The 12115-nt window shown below is 62.2% G+C and carries 11 protein-coding genes; 7 read left to right on the top strand and 4 right to left on the bottom strand.

Features of this window, described 5'->3' with window-relative positions; all coding sequences use genetic code 11:
• Nucleotide 1 precedes the first annotated feature (1 nt).
• From C5F53_RS05365 to cynS, 5 genes are all read left to right on the top strand, one after another.
• Nucleotides 2-1375, top strand: a complete 1374-nt coding sequence (locus C5F53_RS05365; RefSeq protein ID WP_105260241.1) for an aldehyde dehydrogenase family protein — start codon at nucleotides 2-4, stop codon at nucleotides 1373-1375.
• 103 nt (nucleotides 1376-1478) lie between these two features.
• Entirely contained in the window at nucleotides 1479-2957 is a 1479-nt protein-coding gene (locus C5F53_RS05370) for an amino acid permease (RefSeq protein WP_236635219.1), read from the top strand.
• 141 nt (nucleotides 2958-3098) lie between these two features.
• Nucleotides 3099-3902, top strand: a complete 804-nt coding sequence (locus C5F53_RS05375) for a TIGR00266 family protein (protein ID WP_105260242.1) — start codon at nucleotides 3099-3101, stop codon at nucleotides 3900-3902.
• An 11-nt stretch (nucleotides 3903-3913) separates the two neighbouring features.
• On the top strand, nucleotides 3914-5032 hold the full coding sequence (locus C5F53_RS05380) for a M48 family metallopeptidase (protein ID WP_105260243.1): 1119 nt from the start codon (nucleotides 3914-3916) through the stop codon (nucleotides 5030-5032).
• A gap of 72 nt (nucleotides 5033-5104) precedes the next feature.
• Complete coding sequence (gene cynS, locus C5F53_RS05385; RefSeq protein ID WP_105260244.1) at nucleotides 5105-5548, top strand: cyanase; 444 nt, start codon at nucleotides 5105-5107, stop codon at nucleotides 5546-5548.
• Nucleotides 5549-5550: 2 nt separating this feature from the next.
• Here the strand turns inward: cynS and C5F53_RS05390 are convergent, their stop codons facing one another.
• Nucleotides 5551-6645 carry a 3-deoxy-7-phosphoheptulonate synthase gene (locus tag C5F53_RS05390; protein ID WP_105260245.1) on the bottom strand — a complete coding sequence of 365 codons (1095 nt, stop codon included), beginning with the start codon at nucleotides 6643-6645 and terminating at the stop codon, nucleotides 5551-5553.
• A 111-nt stretch (nucleotides 6646-6756) separates the two neighbouring features.
• Here C5F53_RS05390 and C5F53_RS05395 point away from each other — a divergent pair, with 111 nt between their 5' ends.
• Nucleotides 6757-7281 (top strand): TIGR02281 family clan AA aspartic protease, encoded by a 525-nt coding sequence (locus C5F53_RS05395; protein ID WP_161499888.1) that lies wholly within the window; start codon nucleotides 6757-6759, stop codon nucleotides 7279-7281.
• Nucleotides 7282-7393: 112 nt separating this feature from the next.
• Complete coding sequence (locus tag C5F53_RS05400) at nucleotides 7394-8917, top strand: ATP-binding protein (protein ID WP_201740791.1); 1524 nt, start codon at nucleotides 7394-7396, stop codon at nucleotides 8915-8917.
• 118 nt (nucleotides 8918-9035) lie between these two features.
• Here the strand turns inward: C5F53_RS05400 and C5F53_RS05405 are convergent, their stop codons facing one another.
• Genes C5F53_RS05405 through C5F53_RS05415 form a run of 3 tightly spaced genes read right to left on the bottom strand, consistent with a single transcriptional unit; the run spans nucleotide 9036 to nucleotide 12094 of the window.
• Nucleotides 9036-9539 (bottom strand): DNA-deoxyinosine glycosylase, encoded by a 504-nt coding sequence (locus C5F53_RS05405; RefSeq protein ID WP_105260247.1) that lies wholly within the window; start codon nucleotides 9537-9539, stop codon nucleotides 9036-9038.
• A 5-nt stretch (nucleotides 9540-9544) separates the two neighbouring features.
• The gene (locus C5F53_RS05410) at nucleotides 9545-9859 is read right to left on the bottom strand and encodes a rhodanese-like domain-containing protein (protein WP_105260248.1); all 315 of its coding nucleotides are present in this window, start codon (nucleotides 9857-9859) and stop codon (nucleotides 9545-9547) included.
• 60 nt (nucleotides 9860-9919) lie between these two features.
• Nucleotides 9920-12094 (bottom strand): alpha-galactosidase, encoded by a 2175-nt coding sequence (locus C5F53_RS05415; RefSeq protein ID WP_105260249.1) that lies wholly within the window; start codon nucleotides 12092-12094, stop codon nucleotides 9920-9922.
• Nucleotides 12095-12115: the final 21 nt, after the last annotated feature.

Here is a 12115-nt window from a genome sequence, read left to right on the forward strand (position 1 = left end):
CATGAGCCAACTCGCCATCCACAACCCGGCCAACGGCCACCTCATCACCACCCTGGGCGCTGACGATGCCAGCACCGTGGCCGCCAAAGCCGCGCGTGCCCGTGCCGCCCAGCACGCCTGGGCTGCCACGCCGCTGGCCGATCGCAAGGCCTGCATCACGGCTTTTCGCGCCGGGGTGGTGCACGACCTGGAGTCGCTGGCTTTCACCATGACGCGTGAGACTGGCAAACCCATCAAGATGTCGCGCAATGAACTTAATGGCCTGCTGGGTCGGCTCGATTTCTTTTTGGCCGAGGCCGACGCCACGCTGGCCACCCAAACCGTGTTCTCTGAGGGCGGCATGACCGAGCAGATCCAGCACACACCGCTGGGTGTGGTGGCCAATATCTCGGCCTGGAACTACCCCTGGTTTGTGGGCTGCAACGTCATCGTGCCCGCACTGCTCACGGGCAACACGGTGCTCTACAAACCCTCGGAGTACGCCACCCTCACTGGCTTGGAAATCACCCGCCTGCTGCACAAGGCCGGTGTGCCAGAGGACGTGATGATTTGCCTGGTAGGCGCTGGTGCTGTGGGCGCCGCGCTGCTGGAGCAAAAGGTGGACGGCGTGTTTTTCACCGGCTCGTATGCCACCGGCGCACGGATTGCCCAGGCCGTGGGCAGCAAGTTCGTGAAGCTGCAGCTGGAGCTGGGCGGCAAAGACCCCACCTATGTGTGCGACGACGCCAATGTGCAGGTGGCCGCCGAGAGCCTGGCTGATGGCGCCATGTACAACACCGGCCAAAGCTGCTGCTCGGTCGAGCGTGTGTATGTGCACGAGAAGGTGTATGACCAGTTTGTGGAGGCCTTCGTCAATACGGTCAAAACTTTCAAAACCGGCGACCCGGTGGCCGAGGACACCTATATCGGTGCACTGACCCGCGCCCCGCAGCTCGATGTGCTGGCGGCCCAGGTGGCCGATGCACAGGCCAAGGGCGCCACGCTGCTCACCGGTGGTGCGCGCGGCACCGGTGAGGGCAACTGGTTCGCGCCCACGGTGTTCTCCCATGTGAACCACAGCATGGAGCTGATGCGCGAAGAAAGCTTCGGCCCCATCATCGGCATCCAGAAAGTGGGCAGCGACGCCGAGGCCGTGAAATTGATGAACGACACCCGCTACGGCCTGACCGCCGGTGTGTTCACTCCCAATGAAGCACGTGCCAAAGCGGTACTGGAGCAGGTGCACGCCGGCACCGTCTACTGGAACTGCTGCGACCGCGTGAGCCCGCGCCTGCCTTGGAGCGGCCATGGCGATTCGGGCGTGGGTCTCACGCTCTCTACGTACGGTATCCAGACCTTTACCCGCCCCAAGGCATGGCATTTGCGTAAGGCCTAAGCGCTAGGGCAAATTTGCGCGGCTGCACCAATTCGGGCCGCCGCGCGAAACTGCCGTAGGCGAGTGGACTTTCACGACAGTTACCAACGTAAAGGACGGACCAATGAGCACACAAAGCGTTATGCGCGAGCCGCGCGACGCGGATGCACAACTGCTGGAAAGCATGGGCTACCAGCAGGACCTGCACCGACGGATGAGCAAGTTTTCCAACTTCGCCGTCTCTTTCTCCATCATTTGTATCCTGGCCGGCGGCATTACGGCCTTCCCCAGCGCACTGGGTGCGGGCGGCGGTTTTTCCATCAGCCTGGGCTGGATTGTGGGCGCGGCCTTTGCCACCGTGGTGGCGCTGGCCATGGCACAAATTGCCTCGGCCTACCCCACTGCGGGTGGCCTGTACCACTGGGGCTCCATCCTGGGCAACAAGGGTTATGGCTGGGTCACCGCCTGGTTCAACTTGCTGGGCCTGGTGCTGGTGGTCGCGTCGGTGAACTTCGGCGTCTACGACCCCTTCTTCAAGACGCTGATCGCGCCGCTGCTGGGCCTGGACACTACCAACTGGGGCTTGGCCGAGCAAGTGGGCTTTATCTCCCTGTTCACCATCACCCAGGCCATCCTGAACCACAAGGCTGCGGGCCTGACCACCAAGTTGCTCGACATCTCGGGTTACCTGATTTTTGTGATCGCCACGGTGCTGACCCTGTCGCTGTGGATCTACAACACCACCCCGGTCGATTTTTCACGCCTCACTACCTTCGTCAACTTCAGTGGGAAAGAAGGCAGCATGTGGCCCGAGTCGGGCAACTCTGTCATGGTGTTTTTGGCAGGCCTGCTGCTCACCGTCTACACCATCACCGGGTTTGACGCATCGGCCCACACGTCCGAGGAAACCCACAATGCCGCCGAAAACGTGCCCAAGGGCATCATCTCCAGCGTGTTGTGGTCGGCCTTGTTTGGCTTCGGCATGATTTGCACCTTTGTACTGGTCATGCCCAGTGTTCCCGACGCGGTGAAGCAGGGCATGGGCTTTTTCTCGGTGCTGCTGGACAGCCTGCCCCCGGCACTAAAAGCGGTGCTGGGCATCGGCATCTTTGCCTGCAACTACCTGTGCGCCTTGGCCTGCCTGATGTCCACCTCACGCATGATGTACGCCTTTGCACGTGACGGTGGCCTGCCCATGTCCAACGTGTTGAAGTCGGTTGACCCGGTGAACAAAACCCCTGGCCCTGCCATCTGGGTGTCCTGTGTGGCTGCGGTGCTGGCCACCTTGTATGCCGACGCCTTTGTGGTCTTGTCTACCGCCTGCGCTGTGTTCCTGTACATCTCGTACGTCATGCCCACCGCCGCCGGCATTTTTGCCGAAGGCAAAACCTGGACCCGCAAAGGCCCGTTCAACCTGGGCGGCCTGTCCAAACCCATCGGCATCCTGGCCGTGTTGGGGGGCTTGGTGTTGATTTTTGTGGGCATCCAGCCACCCAACCAGAAGGTGCTGTACCTGATCATTGCACTGGTGGCGTTCCTGGCCGTGTTCTGGTGGGGCTTTGGTGAACGCAATCGCTTCAAGGGTCCGCCCGCTGCGAAGTAAGTGATGCCGCGGGCAGTGCCCGCATGGCATGGAAGCACGCCACCCCTACCCGGGTGGCGTGCTTTTTTATGGTGCAACGCGTAGCTGCTATCGTTGCGGGCTGTGCCCCATTGGGGTGTCGTTTGTTCAGAGGAGTGCGTGATGGCGATGGATGTGGTGGATTACGAAATTTTTGGTTCCGAGATGCAATACGTTGAGGTGGAACTGGACCCTGGCGAGGCCGCCATCGGCGAAGCCGGCGTGATGATGTACATGCAAGAAGGCATCACCATGGACACCATCTTTGGTGACGGCTCGCAGCAAGGCGGCTTCTTTGGCAAGCTCATGGGCGCAGGCAAGCGCTTGTTGACCGGTGAAGGCCTGTTCACCACCGTGTTCCAAAACAGCGGCGCCGGCAAACAGCGTGTGGCCTTTGCCGCACCCTACCCCGGCAAGATCGTGCCCATGGACCTGAGCCAACTGGGCGGCACCATCATCTGCCAGAAAGATTCCTTTTTGTGCGCCGCCAAAGGGGTGGCGCTGGGCATTGCCTTCCAGAAGAAGCTGGGTGTGGGCCTGTTTGGTGGCGAAGGCTTCATCATGCAAAAGCTCGACGGCGACGGCATGGCCTTTGTGCACGCCGGTGGCACGCTGATGGAACGCACCCTGGCACCGGGCGAGACGCTACGGGTGGACACCGGTTGTGTGGTGGCCTTCCAGCCCACGGTGGACTTTGACATCCAGTATGTCGGCAAGATCAAGTCCGCCATTTTTGGTGGTGAAGGCCTGTTTTTTGCCACGCTGCGTGGCCCCGGCAAGGTGTGGCTGCAAAGCCTGCCGCTGTCGCGCCTGGCGAACCGCATCATCCTGTCGGCCCCCGCCGCAGGCGGCCGCTCAGCAGACCAAGGCTCCCTGTTGGGTGCCGGTGTGCTGGGCGGTCTCATTGGTGGTGGCAGCGACGACTGAACGCCCGCACCATGCACAGCACCCCCAACACCTTTGGCGGCCGGCTCTTTGCGCCCGGCCTGGACGGCGTGGGCATGCCCGCCACGGGCCAATGGCGCCAGGGGCGGCTGGTGGTGTGGGTGCAAGACGGTGCGGCTGAACGCGAGTGGCTGGCGCCCGAGCACCCTACGCTGAGCGCGGGCGGTTTTAACGCCGCACAGCTGAGCGTGGGGTGGCCAGTGGACGGCGGCCAGCTGCAATTTTTTGTAGACGCGGGTGCTGCGCGCACGGCGTTTGCCGCAGGCATGCCCGCCAGCCTGGCCCAACCCCACGGTGTGGCCCAGCGCGCGGCGCGCGGGGTGGAGCGGCGCTTCAAGTTCTGGTGGGCGGCGTTGGCCGCCGTGGCCCTGCTACCGGTGTTGGCCGTGGCCTTGCTGGTGCTGCGCGGGGGCGATGTGGTGAACTGGGCCGTGCAACAGATTCCCCACGCGCAAGAGGCCAAACTGGGCGACCTGGTGCTGGCGCAAACCCGCGCACAGATGCGCGTGATCGACAGCGGCCCCGCGGTGGACGCCGTGAAACACATCGGCGAGCGCCTGACCCCCGGCACCCTGCACCGCTACCGCTGGCTGGTGGTGGACAACCAAGAGATGAACGCGTTTGCCGCGCCCGGCGGCGTGGTGGTGGTCTACAGCGGCCTGCTCAAGAGCACCGACACACCCGAAGAAGCCGCGGGCGTGATCGCCCACGAGGTCGCCCACGCCGAACTGCGCCACGGCCTGCAAGGTTTGGTCAAAAGCCTGGGCCTGCGCGCCGGTGCCGCCGTGTTGCTGGGCGACTGGAGCGGTGCCGTGCTGAGCGAAGCCACCACCAGCTTGCTGGAAATGCAGTTTTCGCGCGAGGCCGAAACCCAGGCCGACGCCGAGGGCCTGCGCCGCCTGGTAGCCGCCAAAATCAACCCCGAAGGCATGGCCCGCTTTATGGACAAGCTGGCTGCAAAAAGCCAAGGCGCCACACCGCCTGCGTTGTTGTCCACCCACCCCGCATCGGCCGAACGCGCCACCCAGTTGCGGGCGCTGGCCGGGCAACACCCCGGTCCTTGGGAGCCGCTGGCGTTGGACTGGGCCACGGTGAAAGCCAGCTTGCCCTGACCCATGCGCCGCCGCATCACGCGGCACGATGTTTGCAGCGCTCTCCTGTCTATCAACACGTCAGGAGAATCTATGAACCGCAACGATGTCACGGAAAAAATCATGACCGTGAAAGTCAGCAAAGGTATTAGCTGGGAGTCGGTGGCCAAAAAAGTGGGGCTGAGCAAAGAGTGGACCACGGCCGCTTGCCTGGGCCAAATGACGCTGGACGCCAAGCAGGCCAAGACCGTGGGCAAGATTTTTGGCCTCTCGGTGGATGAGCAAAAGTGGTTGCAGGTCGTGCCCTACAAAGGCTCTTTGCCTAGCGCAGTACCCACAGACCCGCTGATCTACCGCTGGTATGAAATCGTTAACGTGTATGGCACCACCATCAAGGAGCTGATCCATGAAGAGTTTGGCGACGGCATCATGAGCGCCATCGACTTCTCCATGGACATCGTGCGCCAGCCAGACCCCAAAGGGGACCGCGTGAACGTGGTGCTGTCGGGCAAGTTTCTGCCCTACAAAACCTATTGATCTCAGGCCCGCTGGCGGCGCGTGCGCACCGCCGCTGCCAACTCCTGCAACACCGGCACCGTCTGCGCCATGCTGATGCAGGCATCGGTCACGCTCACGCCATGCTTCAATGGCTGGCCCGCCACGATGTCCTGCCGACCTTCGTTCAGATGGCTCTCGATCATGATGCCGGTGATGCGCGCATCGCCCGCCGCAATCTGCTGCGCTACATCGGCCGCCACCACAATCTGACGTGCATGTTGTTTGCTGCTGTTGGCGTGGCTCACGTCCACCATCACCTGCTCGCGCAGACCTGCAGCCTTGAGCAGCGCGCAGGCCACATCCACATCGGTTTTGCTGTAGTTGGGCTGCTTGCCACCGCGCAGAATCACATGGCAGTCGTCATTGCCACGGGTCTCGAAAATCGCGGCCTGGCCCATCTTGGTCATGCCCATGAAAGCGTGCGCGCCTTGCGCGGCCTGGATGGCGTCGGTGGCGACCTTGATGCCACCATCGGTGCCGTTCTTGAAGCCCACGGGGCACGACAGGCCGCTGGCCAACTGGCGGTGGCTCTGGCTCTCTGTGGTGCGCGCGCCAATGGCGCCCCAGCTCACCAGTTCGCTGATGAACTGCGGCGAGAGCAGGTCCAGAAACTCCGTGCCCGCGGGCAGGCCCAGTGCCAGCACATCCAGTAGCAGGCGGCGTGCCATCTCCAGCCCTTCGTTGATGGCAAAGCTGTCGTCCAGGTGCGGGTCGTTGATATAACCCTTCCAGCCCACCGTGGTGCGCGGCTTCTCGAAGTACACGCGCATCACTACCAGCAGGTCGTCGCTCAAAGCATCGGCCTGCACCTTGAGCTGGCGCGCGTACTCCATGGCTTGGTCATGGTCGTGGATGGAGCAGGGCCCCACCACCACCACCAGCCGGTCGTCCTGCCCATGCAGCACCTTAGAGATGGCCGCACGGCTGCTCTCTACCAGCGCCTGCGCCGCATCGGGCACCGGCAACTTTTCTTCCAGCAGCGCCGGCGTGATCAGCGGACGCACCGCCCCAATGCGCACATCGTCGATGCGCGTGGTGTCGTGGGTGGTGAGGGCGGCGATGGTGGAGTGGGGCATACTATGATTTTGATAGCTGCTTGCGCAGGTTGGACGGGGGCTGGAGGCTTAAAACATATCAATTTTAGGGCGAAGAAGGTCGGAGTCTTGTCTCTTCTTACACTCCAGTCCATGTCCACCTCACCCACGCCGTCCCCCAACGACCTCCCCACAAGCCTTAAATGGGGCCCGCTGGCCATCGTGGTCGTGTGGCTCGCGGTCATGGGGGGCCTGTACCTGCTGTCCGCGCAGTACCTCAAACCAAAGTCTGTGGCGGTATTGCCGGGTGGGGTGTTGGTGATACCCATGGCGCGTGACGGGCACTTTTATGCCACGGGCACGGTGGGCAGCAAGTCGGCGCGGTTTTTGGTGGACACGGGGGCGTCGATGGTGACGGTGAGCGAGGCGTTTGCGCAGCAGGCCGGGCTGGTCGGTGGCACGCCCACGGTGTTCAAAACGGCCAATGGCGATTTGCAGGGGCGGGTGCTCAGCGATGTGCCGGTGTCCATGGGGCCCGCGCAGGTGTCGGGTGTGCGGGTGGGTGTGGGGCTGGTGGGCGGAGAGCCCGACGAGGCGTTGCTGGGCCAGAGCTTTTTGAACAAATTCGAGATCACGCTGGCGGACCGCCAGATGACGCTCAAGCCCAAGGCGCAGTAGGTGCTGCGTTCACACTAGTCCATGCCACTCCATCATTTCGCACCACGCCGGCAAGCTAGCGCTTGGATTTTGTAGACTTCCTTGAGCAAAGCCGTTGAGGAACATAGTTTTTATGACCGATCATCTTGAATTTATTGCCAACGGATGGGGCATGCCATCCATGCCCAAGGCGACTGCCGACGCTTTGTTGGACTCTGTGCTGCAAGGTCGTGAAACCTTGCAGTTAGAGACCAAAAGAGTTTCCGGAAAAATGGTTGGTAAAGCTTTGCAGACTGTATGTGCTTTTGCCAATACTCATGGCGGGTGGCTGATGTTGGGGGTTGAGGATTTCGACAAGGCCACGGGGCGCGACCGACTCTATGGAATACAAGAAAACCCGGAGGCACTTGATGAGTTGCTACGCAAAATCCGCACGCACTTTACGCCACCAATCACGGGTATCCAGCCTTGGTTTTTGATGACCGAGTTACGTGATGGCAAGCATGATCAATTGATCTGCTTTCAGGTGCCTCCTAGCGATAAGGTGCATTCAATCATTGACGGCGGCACCTGGATGCGTTTGCCGGCCAGCAACCGTGAAATGGTTGCGAGTGAGATAACGGACTTGTCATACCGGCGCGGCGTGCATAGCGCTGAAAGTGAGCCCGTTGACGTGGACTTTGATTTGCTAGATACAGCAGTCTGGCGACTGTTCGTGCAAGGACGGGGATTGACAACCACAGATGTTGCCGATCAGTTGTACCGCATTGGGTTGGCTAAAAAGGTTAATGGTGTGCTCAAACCATTGCGAGCAGCGGTGTTGTTGTTTGCAGATCATCCAGGTGCTTTGCTGGCCGCCTCGGGTACACGAGCTGATGTGCGGGTGTTTCATTACAAAGGCACGGTTGAACAAGCGGGGGACGTACCCAACTTAAAGAGGCCGCCGAAAACATTTTCTGGCCAGATTTATCAATTGATTTCGCAAGTGGATGTGTATGTGCAGGATGAGTTGGCGCACGGGCTGACGCTGGCAGCGTCAGGCTTTCAGACAGTGCACCGTTACCCGGTACGCGTTATCAAGGAAGCCATCACCAATGCGCTGATTCATCGCGATTACCGTCTGAACCGTGATGTCCAGATACGCATTTTTGATAATCGGATCGAAGTAATCAGTCCTGGGCTCTTTCCTGGTCGCATTACAGCGGCTACGGTGCACAAAATGGGTTCTTTCGCGCGCAATCCATTGATAGCGAGCAATTTGCGCGAATTCCCAGTCCCCCCGAACGTGGATGCGGGAGAGGGGGTTAGGATGATGTTCAGTCTGATGCGAGCCGGCAACCTGTATCCACCGCAGTACCGTGAAGTGCGTGATCAGGCGCAAGAGGCGATAGTTGTAACGTTACTAAACGAAGAGCGTCCGCCAGTATGGGAGCAAGTGAGCGACTGGATGGATCGAAACGGCCCGATTAACAATAGTGCGCTATGTCAAATTGCAGGCTTGGACACGCTGAAGGCCTCCAAGCTCCTGCAACGATGGGTGGTTCAAGGGCTTCTTGTCAGCGATGACACACGAGGCAAGCGCAATACTGTTTATCGCAAGCCGAGTCAGATAGATGTTGATTTGCTCCAAGACGTGCAATCTGACGAAGGGCAGTAGCTTGGACAAGTTGCACCGGTTCATTATCTGACCCGCTAGATAATGAAAATGAAAAATTGAAAATTACCTTAATAAACAAGGACTTAGATAAAGATCCATTATCTAAAACGGCAAAACCCTAAGCCAGCCCGTGCCGCTCCATCACCTCGCGCCACGCAGCCAGCTTGCGTTCAAAGGTCCAACTGGCGTTGGCTGGGCTGGTACTGGGCAGCTTGTAGACGGGCACGCCCAGCGTCTGCGTGTGGCGTGCGTGTTTGTAGCTCTCGCCGCCGTTGTGGGCAATGGCCTGCAGCTGCGGTAGCTGCAGCCTGGCAATGTCGTTGACCACGGCGTCGCGGATGGCCGTGTCCAGGCTGCCTTCGCGCTGGCAGCTGGCATACACATCCCACACGCCCAGGCCGCGCTCCAGCAGCCAGGTGCTACGGGATTCATAGCTGCTCGCGCATATTCCATCTGGGCTAGAGGGCCAAATGGCTTGTAATATCTTCCAGAACTGGTTTTGCGGGTGGCCGTAATACTGCTGCGCTTGCAGCGAGCGCACACCGGGGAAACTGCCCAAAATCAGCACCCGCGTGGCGGGCGACACCAGTGGCGGCAGGCCGGTCAGCACGGTGGCCGCCATGGGCGTTATTTCTTGGCCAGGGTCTTGCGGGCCTGCTCGATGCCGCCTACGTTTTCGGCCTTGCTAAAGCCCAGACCCTTGAGCGTGTCCAGCGCAATGCCGCTGCGCCGGCCGGACTGGCAGTACAGCATCACCTTGTCGTCTTTGGTGACACCGGCCTTGGCAATCTGCTGGGCGATGTTGCCGTGTTCGATGTTGATGGCGCCTTCCACATGGCCGGCCGCAAATTCCTGCGGGGTGCGCACGTCAATGATGACGTCTTTGGCTTGGGCGGTGAGGCTGAGCAGTCCAAGGACGATGCTTGTGAAGAGGGTTTTCATGGGCGCTTTTCGGTAGGAGTCTGTGTCCGCCAATTGTCGCCCGCTTCGCCGCGAGAAGCTTTACTGAGGGATAAACCGCAGCCGGTAGATCAACGCACTCTCCGCATTCATGCGCGGCAGCGGCAGGCCCACTGCGGCCAGCCAGGCGCCGTGCGCGGTGGGTGGCAGGGCCTGCTGGGCACCGGCGGCCAGGGCTGCGTCGTTCAGCGGGCTGCTGGTCCAGTCGGGCGGGGTGGGGTCCAGCCGTTCGATGGTGTAGTGGGCGGCCGGGCGCAGCATGGGCAGGCGCAGCGGCGGCGTGTTGCGGTGGCTGGTGGGCGTGGTGCGGTAGACCAGCAGCAGCACCTCGCTGGCATTGGCGTCGCCATGGGCTTGCCACAACACGCCGTCGCCGGCTTCGCCCAGCCACACCTGGCCGGTGTGCAGGCGGTTGCGCAGCTGCTTGTACAGGCCTACCCAGCGGCCCAGCGCCATGCGCTCGTCATCGCCCATATGGCGCACATCGGCCTCAATGCCCAGGTGGCCGCTGAGTGCCACGCCGGCGCGGAAGTTCAGGCTCTGGCTGCGGCCCGTGGTGTGCGCGGGCGCGGGGCCAATGTGGGCACCCAGAATCTCGGGCGGCAAAAACTGCAGCGCACCGCGCTGGATGGCCACGCGCGACAGCGCATCGTTGCAATCGCTGGTCCACACGCGGTGGGTATGGGCCAACACGCCCATGTCGAGCCGAGCGCCGCCAGAGGCGCAGCTTTCAATCTCCAGTTGCGGGTGGGCGGCGCGCACGCGGTCCAGCAGCGCATACAGCGCATGCACAAAGCTGCGGTACGCGGGGCGGCCCAGTGCGTTGCCGGCCGTGCTCAGGTCGCGGTTCATGTCCCACTTCAGGTAGGCAATGGGCACGTTCTGTAACAGGGTGTCCAGCTTGGCGAACAGGTAGTCGGACACCTCGGGGCGGGCCACGTCCAGCACCAGCTGGTTGCGCATGGTCAGCAGGGGGCGGCCTTCGAGCTGCAGCGCCCAGTCGGGGTGGGCGCGGAAGAGCTGGCTGTCGGGGTTGACCATTTCGGGCTCCACCCACAGGCCAAACTCCATGCCCAGCTCGTTCACATACTGTGCTAGCGGCTGCAGGCCGTGGGGGTACTTGCCAGCATCGGGCCACCAGTCACCCAGGGCGGCCTGGTCGCTGTGGCGGCCCTGGAACCAGCCGTCGTCCAGCACAAAACGCTCCACTCCCACGCTGGCGGCGGCGGCGGCCAGCGCGCGGATGTCGTCGGTACGGTGGTCAAAGTAGACCGCTTCCCAGGTGTTCAGGTGCACAGGGCGCGGACGCATGCGACCACCGGGCCAGGGCAGGCGGCTGCGCACCGTGGCGTGGAAGTTGGCGGCCAGGCCATTCAGGCCCGTGGTGGCGCAGCTGGCGAACAGCGTGGGTGTTTGCAGCGATTCGCCAGCTGCCAGGCGCACTTCGCCCGGTGCCAGCCATTCGCCCATCTGCCATTGGTATTGCCCGTCGTGCAGCCACTCAATGGCCTGTTTGTGGTTGCCGGACCAAGCCAGGTGCGCGCCATACACGGTGCCCGTGTGCTGCGTGGCACCCGGTGTGGTGACCACGGCGCCCGGAAAGCTGTCGTGCGAGGTGCGGCCGCGCCGGTTCTCGCGCTGCCACAGGCTGCGCGAAAGGGCGTCCACCTGCAACTGGAATTCGTTGGCCCATTGGCCCGTGTAGGAACGCACGGCCTGCGCATCACCGGGCAGCGGCACGGTGCCGGCAGCCAGCCATTGCACGTCCAGCACATCACTGCCGTCGTTGAACAACTCGCTGCGCAGCTGCAACACATCATGGGCATCCAGCGCCACATGCATCACCAGGCGCAGCTGGGCCACGTTATCAATCAAGTGGATGGCGATGCTCTGGCCGTCCACCAGGGTCTCGATGCGGCAGGCGGTGAACTGCTGTGCAAACTGCTGGCCGCTGCGGTGCGCCAGCAGCGCACTCTGCATGTACCAGCCCACGCCAAAGGTGGGGGCCACGCTCAGCGGCTGGTCGAACTCCATGCTGCTTGGCGGGATGGCGCGGCCGTCACGTAGGGGCGCCAAGGGGACGCAGTTATCTGGCAGGCGCGGGCCCCAGTAGCGCCACAGCGGTGCTTCATGCGGGCGCACCTCCAGCACCACGGTGCTGTGGGTGCCGTGCAGAACGGTGAATGCGGCAGAGGCCTCGGGCGCGTGGGTGGGCATGGGCAGAGCAGAGGGCGGGGC

Origin of the sequence: Rhodoferax sp. TS-BS-61-7, assembly GCF_002943465.1 — a bacterium.
Lineage (GTDB): Bacteria > Pseudomonadota > Gammaproteobacteria > Burkholderiales > Burkholderiaceae_C > Allorhodoferax.

What these genes read in the sequence shown, in the direction of transcription:
- C5F53_RS05370 (WP_236635219.1), top strand. Translation starts at nt 1,479, where the DNA reads ATGAGCACACAAAGCGTTATGCGCGAGCCGCGCGACGCGGATGCACAA.
- C5F53_RS05375 (WP_105260242.1), top strand. Translation starts at nt 3,099, where the DNA reads ATGGCGATGGATGTGGTGGATTACGAAATTTTTGGTTCCGAGATGCAA.
- C5F53_RS05395 (WP_161499888.1), top strand. Translation starts at nt 6,757, where the DNA reads ATGTCCACCTCACCCACGCCGTCCCCCAACGACCTCCCCACAAGCCTT.
- C5F53_RS05380 (WP_105260243.1), top strand. Translation starts at nt 3,914, where the DNA reads ATGCACAGCACCCCCAACACCTTTGGCGGCCGGCTCTTTGCGCCCGGC.
- cynS (WP_105260244.1), top strand. Translation starts at nt 5,105, where the DNA reads ATGAACCGCAACGATGTCACGGAAAAAATCATGACCGTGAAAGTCAGC.
- C5F53_RS05365 (WP_105260241.1), top strand. Translation starts at nt 2, where the DNA reads ATGAGCCAACTCGCCATCCACAACCCGGCCAACGGCCACCTCATCACC.
- C5F53_RS05390 (WP_105260245.1), bottom strand. Translation starts at nt 6,645, where the DNA reads ATGCCCCACTCCACCATCGCCGCCCTCACCACCCACGACACCACGCGC.
- C5F53_RS05415 (WP_105260249.1), bottom strand. Translation starts at nt 12,094, where the DNA reads ATGCCCACCCACGCGCCCGAGGCCTCTGCCGCATTCACCGTTCTGCAC.
- C5F53_RS05410 (WP_105260248.1), bottom strand. Translation starts at nt 9,859, where the DNA reads ATGAAAACCCTCTTCACAAGCATCGTCCTTGGACTGCTCAGCCTCACC.
- C5F53_RS05405 (WP_105260247.1), bottom strand. Translation starts at nt 9,539, where the DNA reads ATGGCGGCCACCGTGCTGACCGGCCTGCCGCCACTGGTGTCGCCCGCC.
- C5F53_RS05400 (WP_201740791.1), top strand. Translation starts at nt 7,394, where the DNA reads ATGACCGATCATCTTGAATTTATTGCCAACGGATGGGGCATGCCATCC.